General features: G+C 70.9%; 13 protein-coding genes. 8 read left to right on the top strand and 5 right to left on the bottom strand.

The window, feature by feature from the left end:
• The first annotated feature begins 18 nt into the window (after nt 1–18).
• A complete protein-coding gene (locus AWX74_RS18850) occupies nt 19–1,776 on the top strand; it encodes an FAD-binding oxidoreductase (protein ID WP_091278430.1) in 1,758 nt (585 codons plus the stop codon).
• A gap of 487 nt (nt 1,777–2,263) precedes the next feature.
• Entirely contained in the window at nt 2,264–2,422 is a 159-nt protein-coding gene (locus AWX74_RS40070; RefSeq protein WP_165615683.1) for a hypothetical protein, read from the top strand.
• Between the two features lie 53 nt (nt 2,423–2,475).
• Here AWX74_RS40070 and AWX74_RS18855 read toward each other — a convergent pair whose 3' ends face one another.
• The 4 genes from AWX74_RS18855 to AWX74_RS40780 form a co-directional block, all read right to left on the bottom strand.
• Complete coding sequence (locus tag AWX74_RS18855) at nt 2,476–3,474, bottom strand: C40 family peptidase (RefSeq protein ID WP_091278434.1); 999 nt, start codon at nt 3,472–3,474, stop codon at nt 2,476–2,478.
• 32 nt (nt 3,475–3,506) lie between these two features.
• Complete coding sequence (locus AWX74_RS18860) at nt 3,507–3,950, bottom strand: hypothetical protein (protein ID WP_226931159.1); 444 nt, start codon at nt 3,948–3,950, stop codon at nt 3,507–3,509.
• A 263-nt stretch (nt 3,951–4,213) separates the two neighbouring features.
• Nucleotides 4,214–4,408: a helix-turn-helix domain-containing protein gene (locus tag AWX74_RS18865; RefSeq protein ID WP_006542858.1), complete on the bottom strand. Its 195-nt coding sequence runs from the start codon at nt 4,406–4,408 to the stop codon at nt 4,214–4,216.
• Between the two features lie 434 nt (nt 4,409–4,842).
• Nucleotides 4,843–5,004: a hypothetical protein gene (locus AWX74_RS40780; protein ID WP_193209785.1), complete on the bottom strand. Its 162-nt coding sequence runs from the start codon at nt 5,002–5,004 to the stop codon at nt 4,843–4,845.
• A gap of 72 nt (nt 5,005–5,076) precedes the next feature.
• Between AWX74_RS40780 and AWX74_RS40075 the strand changes: the two genes are divergently transcribed.
• The 6 genes from AWX74_RS40075 (at nt 5,077) to AWX74_RS18900 (ending at nt 14,226) form a co-directional block, all read left to right on the top strand.
• Nucleotides 5,077–8,118 carry a hypothetical protein gene (locus tag AWX74_RS40075; RefSeq protein ID WP_193209786.1) on the top strand — a complete coding sequence of 1,014 codons (3,042 nt, stop codon included), beginning with the start codon at nt 5,077–5,079 and terminating at the stop codon, nt 8,116–8,118.
• Nucleotides 8,115–8,552, top strand: a complete 438-nt coding sequence (locus tag AWX74_RS18880; RefSeq protein WP_091278450.1) for a DUF6112 family protein — start codon at nt 8,115–8,117, stop codon at nt 8,550–8,552. Before AWX74_RS40075 ends, AWX74_RS18880 begins: the two co-directional genes overlap by 4 nt.
• 72 nt (nt 8,553–8,624) lie before the next feature.
• Complete coding sequence (locus AWX74_RS18885; RefSeq protein WP_242666310.1) at nt 8,625–9,401, top strand: DUF8175 domain-containg protein; 777 nt, start codon at nt 8,625–8,627, stop codon at nt 9,399–9,401.
• Nucleotides 9,398–10,816, top strand: coding sequence for a hypothetical protein (locus tag AWX74_RS18890; protein ID WP_242666311.1), 1,419 nt, complete (start codon nt 9,398–9,400; stop codon nt 10,814–10,816). The genes AWX74_RS18885 and AWX74_RS18890 overlap by 4 nt, the downstream gene beginning before the upstream one ends.
• A 3-nt stretch (nt 10,817–10,819) precedes the next feature.
• Entirely contained in the window at nt 10,820–12,322 is a 1,503-nt protein-coding gene (locus tag AWX74_RS18895) for a PrgI family protein (RefSeq protein WP_091278460.1), read from the top strand.
• A complete protein-coding gene (locus tag AWX74_RS18900) occupies nt 12,319–14,226 on the top strand; it encodes a conjugal transfer protein TraC (RefSeq protein WP_091278463.1) in 1,908 nt (635 codons plus the stop codon). The genes AWX74_RS18895 and AWX74_RS18900 overlap by 4 nt, the downstream gene beginning before the upstream one ends.
• A gap of 241 nt (nt 14,227–14,467) precedes the next feature.
• Here the strand turns inward: AWX74_RS18900 and AWX74_RS18905 are convergent, their stop codons facing one another.
• On the bottom strand, nt 14,468–15,256 hold the full coding sequence (locus AWX74_RS18905; RefSeq protein WP_091278467.1) for a nuclease-related domain-containing protein: 789 nt from the start codon (nt 15,254–15,256) through the stop codon (nt 14,468–14,470).
• Nucleotides 15,257–15,613: the final 357 nt, after the last annotated feature.

Below are 15,613 nucleotides of genomic sequence, written 5' to 3' on the forward strand. Positions count from 1 at the left end.
CACCGAGCGAGGAGCTGCATGTTCGATCGGCGGGACTCCTTCGACCGTCGCGAGGTGCTGCGCCTGGCCGGCAGGGGGCTGGCCGTTCTCGGTGCCGGCGGGCTCGCCGCCGGTGGTCTCACCGGCTGCGGTGGCGATGACGACGACGGCCCCGGCAGGCCGGGCGGCATCGACGAGGGAACGCCGAGCGAGCGCGACTGGCAGCGGCTGTCGGAGCAGCTCTCGGGTCGCCTGGTCCGGCCTGGATCCGGCGAGTACGGCACCGCGCTCCAGCTGTTCGACCCCGCCTTCGACAAGATCCAGCCGCAGGCGGTCGCCTACTGCGCGTCCGCCTCGGATGTGGCCCTCGCCGTGGGCTTCGCGCGTTCCGCGGGCATCGCCCTCGCCGCTCGCTCCGGCGGGCACAGCTATGGCGGCTATTCGACGACGACCGGCCTGGTCATCGACGTCTCGACGCTGAACGAGGTGCGTCCGGGCAACCGGTCGGGCCTCGGTGTGGCCGCGAGCGGCGGGGCCACCGCGGGATCGGGGGTCGCCACCGTCGGCGCCGGGGCCCCGCTCATCGATGTCTACGACCAGCTCATCCAGGCTGGCGCGATGATCGCGGCCGGCTCCTGCCCGACCGTCGGCATCGCCGGGCTGACCCTCGGCGGCGGCATCGGCGTCCTCGGCCGGCGCCACGGGCTGACCTGCGACCAGCTGCTGGCCGCCGAGGTCGTCCTGGCGTCGGGGGAGATCGTCCAGGTGGACGCCGAACGGGACGCCGACCTCTTCTGGGCGCTGCGTGGCGGCGGCGGCGGCAACTTCGGGGTCGTCACCTCCTTCACGTTCGCCACGCATCCGGCGACGCCCCTGACGGTGTTCAGCTATCGCTGGCCCTGGGACGTCGCCGCCGAAGTGGTGGCCGCCTGGCAGGACTGGAATCTCGGCGCTGACGCGCCTGACGAGCTGTGGTCCACGTGTGTCGTCACGACGACCACGGGCTCCGATGGGAAGGGCACACCCGCGATCCGGGTCAGCGGGGTGCTCAGCGAGCCGGGCGGTTCGACCACGGGCACCGGCACCAGCAGTGACACCACAGGCACCGGCGGCGGGGCAGGTTCGCGGACCGCGCTCGGCGGCAGCGCGGGCAGCACCGTGGCCGCGCCGGCGCGGGACCTGCTCGCCCACCTGGTCGACGCGGTGGGCAGCCGGCCCGCGTCCACCTTCGCGGCCCAGCGTGGGCCGCTGGAGGCCATGCTGATCGAAAGCGGCTGCTCGGGGCGAAGCGTGGCGCAGTGCCACCTCGCCGGGCGCCATCCAGACGGAACCCTGCAGCGGGCCGCCCAGCTGGCGGCCTCGAACTTCCTCACCGCGCGGCTGCCGGCCGCCGGGACCGAGGCCATGCTCGCCGCCGTCGAGGCCAGGCAACGCGAGACCGGGCTTCGGTCCGGCGGTGTCATTCTCGACAGCTGGGGCGGCGCCATCGGGCAGGTCGGCCCGCAGGACACCGCGTTCGTGCACCGCGACGTGCTGGCGAGCGCCCAGTACGTCGCCGGCTACGACATCGGGGACAGCGCGGAGCTCAAGGCCCGCAACGCCGAGTGGCTGCGGGCGACCACGGTCCAGATGAACCCGTACGTGGCGGAGTCGGCGTACCAGAACTACATCGACCCGGAGCTCAGAAGCTGGGAGAAGGCCTACTACGGCTCGAATCTGGCGCGCCTGCGCTCGGTGAAGCGCGCCTACGACCCGGACAACGTCTTCGCCTTCGCTCAGAGCATCCGCCCCGCATGACGAATCCGCACCCTTCCGCCAGCGAAGATCGAAACTACCGACAGTAGCGACAACTACAGGCTGTCGCCGCTCCGGACAGGGAGTCGACGTCACCTGCCCGGAGCGGTGTGGATCAGTACATCGGTTGATCCCCACCTCCGACTACTGGCTGCTTCTAGTCCAACCACTGTCCGTTCCATGTCCGCCGACACCTGGCGATGTCTCCGCGATAGCAGGCGTTCCCGGCCCGAGGGGCACTGATCGCCCGGCGAGGGCGACCACCTCGCCGCACCGGCCGGTCAAGGAGGCGACAGCGCGGCCGCGTGGTTCCCTGCGGCATCACGAGGACCACCGGAAGGCCGCGCGTGGACCCGGTTGTGGCACGGCGGTTCCCCTTGCGACCACTACTCAAAGTCAGTACACACATGCTGTCGGCAACCACCGACAGTCACCACCGGCGCCGGTCCCGGCAGGCACCGGCTCGCCAATCGCAGTTCAGGAGGTCCACATGAAGCAGTTGATCTGGCCGTGGGGAGTGACCATCTTCATCATCTTCTTCATGGTCACCTCGCCGGGAGACGCCGCCGATGTGGTCCACAGCGCCTTCGGTGCGCTGGGCACGGTGGCCGACGGGCTCAGCAGCTTCGTCTCCGACGTCGCCGTCTGACAGCGGCGCGACCGGCCGACACCGCCAACGACACCGCCAACGACAACCATCGATCAGAAGCTTCGAGCCAGCGGTCGGGTCACCGCGACGACAGTCGTCCAGTCGGAGAGCTCCGAGAGCACGACCCCCCAGCGGGCGCCCTTCGCGGCGATGACCTGACCGTTCCCGACGTACATGCCGACGTGGCCCGGCGCGATGGCCGTCCCGTCGGAGCCGGGGATGAACAGCAGGTCACCCGGCTGGGGCTCGACCCCGCTGACACGGGGACCGTAGGCCACCTGTTCGGTCGTGACCCGCGGGAGCGAGACGCCGATCTCCCGATAGGCGGCCTGCACCAGCGACGAGCAGTCCCAGGCACCCGGACCCGTCGCCCCCCAGACGTAGGGCTTTCCGATCTGCGACCACATGAAATCGATCACCGGCTGAAGTGTCTCGACCGACACCTCGACGCCGATGTCGAGCGAATCGCCGTACACCTGGGCCTGCGCCAGGATCGTACGGACATAGTTGCGCGTTTCCGGATAGGGCGGAACACCGGCAAAGGCCAGCACCGCACCCGGGCCGGCGTTGTAGGCCGCCAGCATCTTCTCCTGCCCTGAACCGGGCACTGAGGCGACGGCCGCCGCGACCGCGCAGTCGTAGCGCGCCGCCGCGGGAATGGCATCGACCGGGTTCCACACATCTCCGCTGCCGTGGGTGGCCCAGGTCCCCGGCATGAACTGGGCTATTCCCATCGCGCCGACCTGCGACTGGGCACGGGGATTGAATCCGGATTCCTGGCGCAGCTGGGCGGCGAGCAGTGAGGGCGTCACCTCGGGGCAGCCGGCGGCGTTCGCCGCATCCGTGATCAGCTGCACGTACTCCGTCGGAATCCCCTCGGAGTTCGTGATCGCCCGCCCGCCGACGTTCTGCTCGTCGAGAAAGGGCGCGGCGATCAGCAGAATCAGCACGGAGATCAGCAGAAAGATTCCGCCGATGGTCACGAAGCCGCCGACGCCGAGCCAGACCAGCAGGCGCCCTCCCCGGACCGTGCCGCGCGACGTCCTCGCCATCCCAGCCGCCGCCTCTGCTCGTCGCGTCCGTACTACCGGCCCGGCGCGTCGCCGGCGGCGTTCTCGAGATCGGCGCCGGCGATCCGCCAGGTGCCGTCCGTCCCGACCAGCATCGTGACCGCCGGTGTCGAAACCGTGATCTCGGCGGGCCCGGCACCGGAGATCGTCTCTCGACGCACGTTGAGCAGGAGCGCCACCTGCCCGGACGTGCTGGTGTCGACGCCCCCGACGGGTGTGACCGCGAGCACCGAGACCGTGGAGCGAGTGCCGGCGGCGCGCAGCTCGTCCCAGGCACGACCGGCCTGAGAGTCGTTGTCTCCCCCGGCGGTGCCGTCAGAGCCGCCGGTGCCGGCTCCGGCGAGCTTGGCGGCGAAGTCCGGGGTCAGGCAGTCACGGGCCCGTTCGACGCCGGCTGCCGGGCCGGCGTCGGTGCGGGCGTCGAACGACTGCCATTTCGTGAAGCAGTCACGAGCCACCGCAGCGGGATCTGTGGGATCAACCGTGGCCTGATTTTCAGCGGTGGCGGTGGCGAGCGGCGGACCCGGCGCCTGACTGGCTCCCGGCGGAGGCCCGGTCGTGGTCGGGGCAGCCGATGGCTGGTCAGAGGTGTCATCGAGCGCTGCACAGCCCGCCGCCGTAACAAGTAGCAGCGAGATCAATGTCACGAATCCAACAGCAACGCGGAACCGGGCGCGATCAAGGCGGTGGTGCGGTGTTCTTCTCGCGTGTCCGCGTGGTCTCACTCGTGGCCGTCCAGCCAGTCACGGACCCGGCCGCGACGAATGCGCCACTGATGACCGACCTTGCGCGCGGGGATCGCGCGCTCCGACAGGAGCTTCAGAACCGTGCTCTCCGACAGCCGCAACCAGGTCACCAGTTCGTCGACAGTGAGCACGTCGTCGTCGTCCGAATGGAGCGCCGGACGAGGCGACATCGCAGGTGACGCGCCTGCGGCCACCGGAGCGGCCGGCGGCTCCGCCGTCCTGGCCACGGGCCGGGCGGGCATTCGCGGCGGGCGTGACGAGGCCGTCGGAAAGCGATCCTGCACCACCCAGGGCCCCCTTCTCGGCCGACAACCGACAGCCGTTCTGCGTCGGCGAGGGAGGCTAACACCGCAATGCCGACCCTGGCGAGTCCCAACTATCGCTTGTCATACTTGAACGGCTCGTGTTACATCGATCCGACCGCAGCCGAGAGCAAGTAACAGTAAGTAACTGTAACTGGCACCAATTGGCCACCACCAACACCAGATCGAGGAACCAGTCAGACCTGCCAGGAGGGCGACGGCGCGTGAGCGATGTGCCACAGGCACCGTACGGCGAGGAGGGGGACGCGCGGCCCGTTTCGCTGATTGGCGCCCGAATCCCTTCATCCACGCCATACGCGGCCGAGCTCCCGGCTCGCGACGGCGAGAGCGACGACCGTTCCGCCACCCGGGCTGCCCGCCGCAGGCACCGCAGGCGCGGTGACACGGACGAGCCCGCCGCCACCGGCGCTGGTGACGGATCGTGGCAGGACCAGGCGTTCCATCTGGAGGATGCGGCACCCGGCGGCGCCAGGCCCACAGGCCGGTCCGGCATGTCGGGCTCAGGCCGAACCGGCATGCCGGAGCCAGGCCGGGCCGACCCGCCGCGCGCCGGCGGCCACAGCGGCCACAGCGGCCACAGCGGCCACAGCGGCCACAGCGGCCATGACAGTGGCGATGGCAGCCAGCAGGAACCGCGCGGCCAGGCCCAGCGGCGCGGCCGGCGCCTTCCACGCACACCCCCGAGCGCCGGCCGCGACACCTCGGCCACGGCCGGCGGTGAGGTGAGCGGCGGCGGGCGACGTGCCATCGCGCCACGCGCGGCCCGCCCGGAGCCGCCCGTCGCGGGCGAGCCGCCCCGGCGGGTCGAGGTGGCCCGGGTTCCCGCACCGGTGCCGCCCGGCCGGTTCGCGGCGACCCCGTCGCTGCCACGGGTCACAGCAGCCAACGACCAAAGCGCCACACCGGACGCGGCTGCCAACGACACCCTGAACCGCCGCCCCGTGCTCCGTCGGGCCGCCACGCCTCGCGCCGTCCCGCCGTCGGCGCCGATGGGCCGCAAGGACCCCAGCTTCCCGCCCGCCACCTCGGGCGCCCTGGCCAACACCGGCAGTTCCAGCACCGGCGTCGCTGCCGGTCCCGGTGCCACCGGCAGCCCCGGCGGCACAGCGGCACCAGGCCCCGCCGGAACGCCCCGCGGGCGCGCCGGGTCCGGTTCCGGCCGCGGTACCTCCGGGGCTTCCGGGGCCTCAGGTGCCAGAGGAACGATCAGCGGCTCCGGTGCCTCGACGACCTCGCCGGGCCAGCGGCCCGAGCCCGCGGAGCCGCCGGCGCGTCGCGGCGGATACCAGGGCGGCACCAGCGCGCCGCCGCCGGGCCGGCGGCCCACGACGGCCGGCCCGCGCCGGCCCGGCCGGCCGTCGGCGTTCGCACCCAGGACATCCTCGACCGACCCGGCGCCCGTAACCGGCCCGGCGCCCGTAACCGATCCAGCGCCCACAGGCGACCCAGCACCCGCGCCGCCGACGGCCTGGGAGCAGCCCGGCTGGCCAGCCCAGGCACCAGCGGGGGCGGACGAGGCAGCGGCCCGGTCGGTCGATTCGTACGCGCCGCCGGAAGTGCCCAGCTACACCGGTCAGAGCGAAGTCAGTGGCGCGGAGCCCACCTACCCGTCCGAGATCTACCCAGCCGAGGCCCATCCGGCCACACCGTCGGCTTCCGCCGGCCAGGCCTGGCCCGCGGTGGACCCGGCCTGGCCGGCCGCCGACCCCGCCTGGCCCGCGGTGGGTCAGGCGTGGCCGTCGGCCGATCAGGCCTGGCCAGCCGAAGGTCAGGCGTGGCCGTCGGTCGAGTCCACGCCGGGCGCCGCAGACACCGCAGACACCGCCGGTGGCACCCTCGGCGACACCGCCGCCGCCGCGGCCTCCGCCTGGGGCGACGTCAACGGGTGGTCCCAGGAGCCCGGTGTCACCGAGGCCGCCACGGCACTCCAGCCCGAGATCCCGACGCTGCCCGTCGAGTCGGGTGCTCGCCCCGTCTCCGTCGCACCGCACGGCGTCGCCGGGGCGGATCACGTCGACCAGGTCGACGGCGAGCTCGCGACCGAGGCGGCAGACCAGGTCTCCCTGCTTGGTCATGAGCCGGACGCGGAGGAGAGCACCGGCTACCCGCAGAGCGATGTCGACGTGTGGGGCGATGACGATGCCCCGCTGTCGTCGGTGTCCCCGGCGTCCCCGGTGTCGTCCGAGGACGGGCACCGGCGGCGTCCGTCGACGGCGCTCCTGCCATCGGGCCGGCATCGCAGGTCAGGCCTCGAACCCGACCACGCCCAGGAGCACCCGTCGGCGGTCGCGAACCGAGCCTCGTCCCGGAGCGCCTGGCCGGGGCAGGAGACCTGGGCCGATGCGGACGACGACGAGCCCTGGGAGGAGATCCCGCTGCGGATCACTCTCATGGACCGTGCCGCAGCCGTCCTGCCCGGCTCGTGGCGGATCGCGGTGACCTCGCTCTTCCCGTACTCGGGCACCACGACGCTGGCCGGCGTCGTCGGTCTGACCCTGGCCGGTGTCCGCGCGGAGCCGGTGCTCGGTGTCGATCTCCATCCGGGGACGACCACCCCCGGCTTCGTGCCCCCCACCGCCGACAGCATCGAGATCGACGAATCACGTGGTGACAACCTGGTGAGCCGCGTGGGCAGCCGGGGTGTCACCACCGTCTCGGACATCGCGCGGCAGCGCGGATCCGGCGCCGCGATGCCACCCGAGGAGGTTCAGGCCCTCATCGGCGCCCGTCGCTCGGGCGCCATGTTCGACCTCGACGTACTGCCCATCGAGCGCCCCGCGGGAAAGGACGCGGATGCGAACGCGGGCGCGGGCGCCCTGGTGCCGGTGGACGAGCCGGTAACGCCGGGAACGCTCCGAACCGTGCTCGGCGCGCTGGCCCACGCCTATCCGCTGATTCTCCTGGACGCACCGGCGGCGGCCCCCCTCACTCCGACGGCGATCCGCTCCGCCGACGCGGTGATTCTCGTGACGCTGGCGACCGCCTCTGATCTGGAGACCACCCTCGCCGACCTGCTCGACCCGCAGGGCGCGCTGGCCGGCGTCGGGGTGAACAGCCGGGAACGGCTTCGCCGCGAGGAAGCCGGAGCCCAGCCCGGCCCCGCTGTCATCGCCGCCGTGGTGTCACCGCGGCGAGGGCGGCCCTCACCCCGGACCAGGACCGCCACGGCCCAGCTGGCCCGCTATGTCGACGCAATCGTGCGGGTCCCCTACGACCCGCGCCTCGACCCCAGCCGCGGAACCCCCGTTCGGATTCCGAGGCTGCGCTGGGCGACCCGGCGGTCCTATCTGCGGCTGGCCGCCGAGACCGTGGACGCGCTGGCCGCAATGGCAGACGCCGAGGTCAGCGCGCCCGTGCCGGCGGACCGCCCACCCCTGAGCCCACCGTCGCCGCTAGCGATTCCCAACGGTTCGACGCGGCTACACACCGGCGATGCCGATCACCCCGAGGTGCCCGGCGTATCATTTGGCGACCTGCGGCCCGGAAGCAAACCCACGCGGGTGTCCGGGCCGGATCGTCCGGGCGGTCAACCGCCTGCGGGAGGGGAACCAAGATGAGCGTGGCTGCGGCAACCGCCTCGGTAACAGCCTTTCTCGCCGTGGAAGTCAAGCCCGACGAGGCCAAGGCGCCCGGCATCAATGCGCTGAAAGACCTGGTCAACGGGCTGGCAGCGTATGCGGTCGTCGCCGCCGTGGCCTCCGTGTTGTTGGGCGGAATCGCGTGGGCTCTCGGTGAGCGGATGGGGCTGGACCGCGCTTCGGCCGTCGGCAAGAGCGGTGTCCTCGCGGGCTTCGGCCTCGCCTTCCTGGTCGGTGCCGCCGCCACCTTCGTCAACTTCTTCATCGCCACCGGCAGCAGCGCGGATGACGCCACCGGCGACACCAACAGCATGCGTCCGCCCGCAGTGGTACTGACCATCACCCCAGGCCCCGCCGAAGACATCGTCGATGATCCCGACGTGGTCCATGCACCGCCGTCCGCAGACTTCTAGGCGGTTCCGGAGGTATCTGGCCTCCGACATTGCGATGATGACCCTGCCGGCAACGGAGGGGAGTAGGCGTTGGTGAGCCTCGCAGAGTGGGCATTCGGACGTCTGATCGTTGTCATCGTCGCAGCGTCAACGGTGACCGCGGTCGGAGTCGGCACCGTGACTTTCTTCATCGGACGGCATTCGGTGGACAGCAGCCCTGAGGCATCGGTCAGCGCCGGGACGGAACCCGCCGCGCCCTCGGCGCAGGCTTCGGCGGCGCCGACAGCCGTGGTCCCCACGCCCGACGATGTGCCCACGCCCACAGGCGAAGCCGGCCCGGTCGGCGCCCCCACGCGGGTCAACGAGTTCGGGGTCCCGGTCGGCTACCCCCACACAAAGTCCGGCGCCATAAGCGCCTGCGGAAACTACGTTGCAGTAACGAGCGTCGCGAAAAATCGCGAACCCACTCGATCTCACGACATAATTCTTTCGATCTCCGACGAAAACACCGCCGCAAGGCTTTCCAATCTCCTATCCCAGGTCGACACGGAGACTGCAAAGAATTTCAATATCCCGTCGGTCCTCTCCCCGCAGTTCACACTGAACCATCGAGTTATCGGCTACAAGATAACTAGCTACGGGGAGAACGTGAGTAAGGTTGAGGTCCTCTCAGCCATTGCCGCAGGAGTGACCGACGGGACCCCGAATCTGCAACCGTCCATGCACTGGGGAACAGATCTCTGCACGATCAACTGGGACGGTTCAGATTGGAAACTTCGTGATATTTCAGGAGGGAGCGAAGGGCACGCTATGACAGAGCGAAGCTCGGAGTCCTTCGAACGCTTCGCTCTCGCAGGGGTGACTTCATGACGACTGCACCAGCCAAAGAGGTTCTCGCCGTCCCGAACCCCCTTTCTGGTATCGGAGATGCAATCTCCGGGATTGCCGGCGGGGCTGCCGACGACTTCTTGGACTCGGTTGGAAAAGCGTTTTGCAACATGGCGGCGGACCTTTCGTCGTCCGTCTTCAGCTTTGCGGCACAGAAGACCGCTGTAGATCTCAACGCGCAGTATGTCGTCGACAACTACAACATCGTCTTCGGCGTATCGGTGCTCATCGTCACCGGGCTCTTCCTCTGTTCGTGCACCGTAGCGGCACTACGGGGCGATCCGCACGTGTTCGTCCGGGCCCTGGCCACCACCGGCACGGCGATCATCGGCTCGTTCATCGCCCTGACGCTGCTACAGATGGTCCTGGCCGCCTCGGATGGCATGGCCGAGGCCTTCGGCAATGACAAGGCCCTGGGAGCGGACCTCGTAGCACAGCTCCGAGAGCTACCCGAACAGGGAAATTTCGCGCTAGATCTAGTGCTGTCCCTCCTGGTGGCGATCTTCGCCTTCACGCTTTTCGTCGTGCTCTACATCCGCAAGGTCGCGATCATCGTGGTGGCGGTGTTCATCCCGTTGTATCTGGCGGGGCAGCCCACGATGACGACCAGCGCATGGATGAAGCGCGCCACCGAGACGCTGGTGGCGCTGATTTTCGCGAAGCCCGTCATCTACGCGATTTTCGCGCTCGGTGCCGGCATCGCCCAGGACACCGGCGGATCCACAGTTGACCAGACACTGAGCATTCTCAGTGGTGTCGTAGTGATGATCGCGGCCGTCCTCTCGCCGTTCATGCTGATGCACCTGCTCGGATTCGCCGACGTCCAGCTCATGCGCGCGGTCGGGTCTGCTGGGCAGCGCAGTGCGGCGTCGTTCGGGCACGGTGCCGGTGCGCTGCTCGGTTCGACGTCCCGGGAGACGTTCCGCGGAATCGGTTCACGGCTCCAGACCAGAAACCGGGGAATGCTCGGCGACGCGGGTGCCTTCGGCGGCTCGACCGTTCCCGCGGCCCGTCCGGCGGTGCGGCCCGGCCGCGGAGGGTCCGGATCCCCGGCGCCGGTCGGAACGCCTGCCCGTGCGGGTGCCGCCGGGACTGTACGCGCCAGGGTCAACCGCTCGGAGGGTTCGGGTGTCGGCGTCGGCGCGGCGCCGGCCGGGACGAGGTCCGGCCGGAACACCGTCGGCGCGACCGCCGCGACGCGAGCCGTCCCCGCCAGGGCGGGAGCTCCCAGCGGGGGCGGCGGCCGAGCGGCGGCCGCAGCACCGCCGCGCACCCCGGTGGCCCGGACCGCCGCCCCGGCCGCCCACGTCTCAGGCAGCACCGTGGCCAGGCCGCCGGTGACTCCGCAGGCCGCACCGCGAGTCACGCCGCCGGCACGCACAGGAGGTGGCGAGTAGCCCGTGGTATCCGAACGCAGCTATCGATTCGGGCCCCTGGAGCGCGGCGGGGTACTCCTCGGCATGCGCTGGCCCCAGCTGGCGCTCCTCATCGGCGTCATGCTGTCGGTGCTGGGCGCGCTGCGTTCACCGTTGATACTCGTTCCCCTGTGGGTGCTGCTGGCCGCGGGGTTCGCCTTCGTCGCGTTCGTCCGGGTGGAGGATCGTAACCTCGACCAGTGGGTGCCGATCATGTTCGGCTTCGCGATGCAGAAGGTGACGGGCGAGACAGTGTTCCGCGGAGGCTACTTCCGACTCGGTCCCACCGAGGACCGGATTTCCAGGACGGTCCTGCCGGGGCCGCTGTCGGGCCTGGTCATCCTGTCGTTCCCGGTGGGTGGCGGCCGGTACGTGGCCGTGGTCAAGGACGCGAAGAAGCAGACCTACACGGCGGTCCTGCAGGTGAAGGGCAGCCAGTTCGCCCTGCTCGAGTCCGGGGATCAGCAGTCCCGGGTCGACGCCTGGGGCGAACTGCTCGCCGGCCTGACCGGTGGTGGCGGCAAGCTCTCCCGCATCCAGTGGCTGGAACGGACCCTGCCGGACTCCGGTGACCAGCTTCAGCGGCACTGGCGGGTCCGCGGCCACCACGACGACTCCTGGGCCGCGCAGGCCTACGAACAGGTCATCGACGCGGCCGGCCCGGTCGCGCAACGGCATGAGACCTACCTGTCCTTCCAGCTCCGGGCGAAGGACGCGCGCCGTGCCATCCAGCGGGCCGGTGGCGGCGACGAAGCGGCCTGCGCGGTGCTGCTCAGCGAGCTGCGGACGATGGAGGCCGCACTGGCGCGGGCGTCGATCAACACCGTCGGCTGGCTCCCGCCCCGCGCGCTCGCCGCGGTCATCCGCACCACCTACGACCCCTACTCGATCGAGATGATCGACGCGCGGGGTGGCGCGAGCACCGATCTCGCCGGTGGTCTCAAGGGTCTGCCGTCGGGCATCAACCCGGCCATCGCCGGGCCCATCCGCACGGTGAACGCCTGGGATCACTACCGCACCGACTCGGGCTTCCACACCACCTACTGGATCAACGGCTGGCCGCGGGTCCCGTCCCCGGCTGCCTTCCTCGCGCCGCTGCTGATGGAGACCACCTGCCGGCGCACCGTCTCGCTCGTGGTGGAACCGCTGCCCGGTCGCAAGGCGGAGAAGGCGGTGAACCGGCGTCGCATGGCGCACATCGGCGAACAGCAGATGCGTGACAAGGTCGGCAAGGTGACGACACAGCGGGACGTCACCGAGGCCGACGAGGTCGAACGGCGCGAGCAGGAGCTGATCGCCGGTTTCGGCGCGTTCCGCTTCCACGGGTTCGTCACCGTCTCCGCGGACGACCTGGAATCCCTCGCCGACGCCTGCGGTGAGGCGGAGACCCTGGCGTCGCGCAGCCGGCTGGAGATGGTGCGGCTCGTCGGCGAGCAGGACCAGGGCTTCAGCATCGGGGCGCTGCCGCTCGCGGTGGGGGTGGCATGAGCTACGACCACGGCGCCGCCGGCTACGACGTCTACGGCGCCGGCGCCGGCGACGACTACGGCCACGACTACGACGGCACCGGCTACGACGGCACCGGCGAGGACCCCGGCTACCAGGCCAGCGGGTACGTCGATCTCGGTGGCAGCCAGCGCAGCCGCCGCCGGCAGGCGAAGGCACAGGCGGCCCACGAGCGGCGGTCCCGGCGGGCCGAGCGGGCCGCGGCCAACGCGGAACGGGCCTCCATGCGCCGGGCCCAGTCGTCGCTGCGCCGCGGCGCCCAGCCGCCGCGGCTGCTCGGCCCCTTCGCCGGCCGCGCCTTCCACAAACTGCGCCTGCCGGCACACATGGAGACCACGGCGCAGATCGCCGGGATCTACCCGTTCGTCGTCGATTCCGGGCTCGACGCCCCGGGCATGTACATCGGCCGGCACGTGTGGTCGGGCAACTCCTTCGACTTCGACGTCTTCGAGCTGTACCGGCAGCAGGTGATCGAGAACCCGAACTTCGCGGTGTTCGGCGCCGTCGGCTCGCGCAAGTCCGCGCTGCTCAAGACGCTGATCTCCCGCGGTTCCGCGTTCGGCTACCAGGCCGCCGTCCCCTGTGACCCGAAGGGTGAGTACACCCGGCTGGCGCGCCGCCTCGGCTGCGAGCCGACCTACATCGGGCCGGGCCTGTCGACCAGGCTCAACCCCCTGGACGCCCCACCGCGCCCCCGGGGCATCGCGGACGCGGACTGGGCCCGGGAGGTGAAGCGCGCCCGCTCGGCGCTGCTGTCCTCGCTGATCGAGACGGCCAAGGGCGTGCCGCTGACACCGGCCGAGCACACCGCCGTCGACCTCGCGCTCGACGTCGTCACCCGGCAGATCACCGGCGCCGACCCGGATCGCTGGGCCACCCCGCTGCTCCCCCACGTGCTGGAGGCGATGACCGACCCGTCCGAGGAGGACTGCTCGGCCCTGCCGATGACCGCCATGGAGCTGCGTGACGCGTCCCGGGACGCGACCCTGACGCTGCGGCGGCTCACGCACGGTGCACTCGGTGGTCTCTTCGACGGCCCGACGACCTCGCCGCTGGACTTCGACAAGCCGATCGCGGTGCTGAACCTGGAGCGGGTCCAGGGCAGCGACGAGATGATCGCGCTGATCATGACCTGTGCGCAGGCCTGGATGGAAGCGGCGCTGATGCGCCAGGACGGCGTGCAGCGCTACGTCGTCTACGACGAGTGCTGGCGGCTGATGCGGTTCGCGGGGCTGGTCCGCCGGCTGTCCGCCCAGCAGAAGCTGGCGCGGCAGTGGGGCTGCGCGAACGCCATCGTGGCGCACCGCATCTCGGACCTGCTCTCGGCCTCCCCCGACTCGGTGGAGATCGCCAAGGGCCTGCTCGCCGAGACGGCGATCCGGATTCTCTACAAGCAGGCGTCGGACCAGATCGCCGACACCAAGGAGGCACTCGGCCTCACGGACGTCGCCGCCGACCTGCTGCCCCGGCTGGACCCCGGCTACGCCCTCTGGCTGATCCAGCACCGTGCCTTCTACGTCGAGCACGTGGTCGGCGACCTGGAGATCCCGGTCGTGCTCAACGGCTCGAAGATGCACGGCGAGGTCGACGACACCAACCTCGTCCCCGACGATCTCGACCCCAGCGAGCTCGACCCACCCGAGCTCAACCCCCGGCTGACATCCGATCCGCCCGGTGTGGCCTTCAGCGTGCCCGCGCCGATGCCGGTGCCCGCGGCGGGTCAGCTGACCCACGCCTACCACGACGAGCGGGGCCACGACCCGGCCGAGGAGGACGAGGAGAACCTCGTCGCGCGGGCGCACTGGGCGGCACCACCCCTCGTGCGGGACGGCGTCCACCACATCCAGGTCGGCGACCCCCAGATCGTGGACGCGCCACCCAACTAGGGCCGTGGCAGCCGCCCCTGCCCCGGCTGCGCGCCCGAAGGGGAAGGCGCGAAGAGTGGAGGATTTTCGTCGTCTCCGCGACCACGATCCGCAGGCCTTACCCAGCAGCAACGCCAGCCGCAGCGCCAACTCGGAGCCGTGGTTCGAAGGGTGGAGGATATTTGGTCGTTTCAGCGACCAGAATCCTCCGGTCTTACTCAGAAGCAGCCGCAGATAGCGCTGCCCGTTGGCCCGGACAGCGCTATCTGCGCAGCATTCCCCGCAGCCGTGAGCGGGTCGGCCAGGACTGCGGCCCGGCGACCTCGTACCCCGGCAGGACCCGCTGCGCCACGTCGACGAGCAGCGCGACGTCGATCGGGCGCAGCACCACTCCAGCGGCCAGGATGTAGTCCGCGACCCCGGCCACGGGCAACAGCAGGACACCATCGACCAGCGCGAGGCCGTCCGGCACCTCCGCCCGCGCGAACGCGACGACCGACTGTGCCTCGAGCTGCCAGCCGGCGGGCAGCTCGGCGACGAGCTGGCTGGTGGCCTCCTCGCCCATCCACGCGACCAGACCGAGCATGGCGCGCAGCGGCACCTTGCCAGCCCACACACCCGCCGGGTTCTGCCTGATCGGACCGCCGTGGGTGTCGGTCTCGATCACCCAGGCTCCGGACGGGCCGATGACCAGGTGGTCGATGTTGCCCGCGGAGTCCGCGAGCTGCCTGTCGTGGAGCACGGTGTAGCCGGCGCGGCCGAGCCGGTCCAGGGAGCGGGCGGTGCGGCGCTCGGCCTCGGCATCCAATCGCCAGGCCTCGATCTCCGGTGGAACACGGTAGTAGCGGATGGCGAACGCACCGAGGACCACGAGCGCGCCGAGCACCGCGGCCTGCGCCACCCGTACGGCCGGTAACCCGCCCAGACCGCAGAGAAACCCGGCGAGCGCGCCCGCGCCGGCAGCGCCGACAGCCGCCACGACGGCCACACGTCGCGATCTGTCGCCGCGCTCCGCCGCGTACAGCTGCCGTCGACGCTGGTACTCGGCCATGGCCGACCGGCCAGCCGGCACGCGATCATGAGTGTCCGCGGTCACCACCTCCTGTCAGCTCGGTACCGCCGCCGCGCTTCGGGGGACCGCAGGTGGGTACCGCGAGTCTGCCGCGATCCGGTCACCGGGCGCTACCAGCAATCTTCATCGTGAGGATCACACTTCCATCGAAAACGCGACCGCAACAGCCCGGAAGCGTGGAATAACCGAAAGAACTACCGAAGATGTACACACCCCCGTCTGGGAAGTGGTGGCTGCCCCCACGCCTTGTGTCAGGTGGAGAGTGTCAGGTGGAGACAGCCCACAACCCACGGCGCTGCGCCCGCTGCCCGACGAGGGGTAGCCGAGCCGCCGCTG

Source organism: Parafrankia irregularis (assembly GCF_001536285.1).
Classification (GTDB): domain Bacteria; phylum Actinomycetota; class Actinomycetes; order Frankiales; family Frankiaceae; genus Parafrankia; species Parafrankia irregularis.

Coding starts and splice junctions, on each gene's coding strand:
- AWX74_RS18880 (WP_091278450.1), top strand. CDS start 8,115: ATGAGCGTGGCTGCGGCAACCGCCTCGGTAACAGCCTTTCTCGCCGTG.
- AWX74_RS40075 (WP_193209786.1), top strand. CDS start 5,077: ATGCCGGAGCCAGGCCGGGCCGACCCGCCGCGCGCCGGCGGCCACAGC.
- AWX74_RS40070 (WP_165615683.1), top strand. CDS start 2,264: ATGAAGCAGTTGATCTGGCCGTGGGGAGTGACCATCTTCATCATCTTC.
- AWX74_RS18905 (WP_091278467.1), bottom strand. CDS start 15,256: ATGGCCGAGTACCAGCGTCGACGGCAGCTGTACGCGGCGGAGCGCGGC.
- AWX74_RS18850 (WP_091278430.1), top strand. CDS start 19: ATGTTCGATCGGCGGGACTCCTTCGACCGTCGCGAGGTGCTGCGCCTG.
- AWX74_RS18900 (WP_091278463.1), top strand. CDS start 12,319: ATGAGCTACGACCACGGCGCCGCCGGCTACGACGTCTACGGCGCCGGC.
- AWX74_RS40780 (WP_193209785.1), bottom strand. CDS start 5,004: ATGGAACGCCTGGTCCTGCCACGATCCGTCACCAGCGCCGGTGGCGGC.
- AWX74_RS18890 (WP_242666311.1), top strand. CDS start 9,398: ATGACGACTGCACCAGCCAAAGAGGTTCTCGCCGTCCCGAACCCCCTT.
- AWX74_RS18865 (WP_006542858.1), bottom strand. CDS start 4,408: ATGTCGCCTCGTCCGGCGCTCCATTCGGACGACGACGACGTGCTCACT.
- AWX74_RS18855 (WP_091278434.1), bottom strand. CDS start 3,474: ATGGCGAGGACGTCGCGCGGCACGGTCCGGGGAGGGCGCCTGCTGGTC.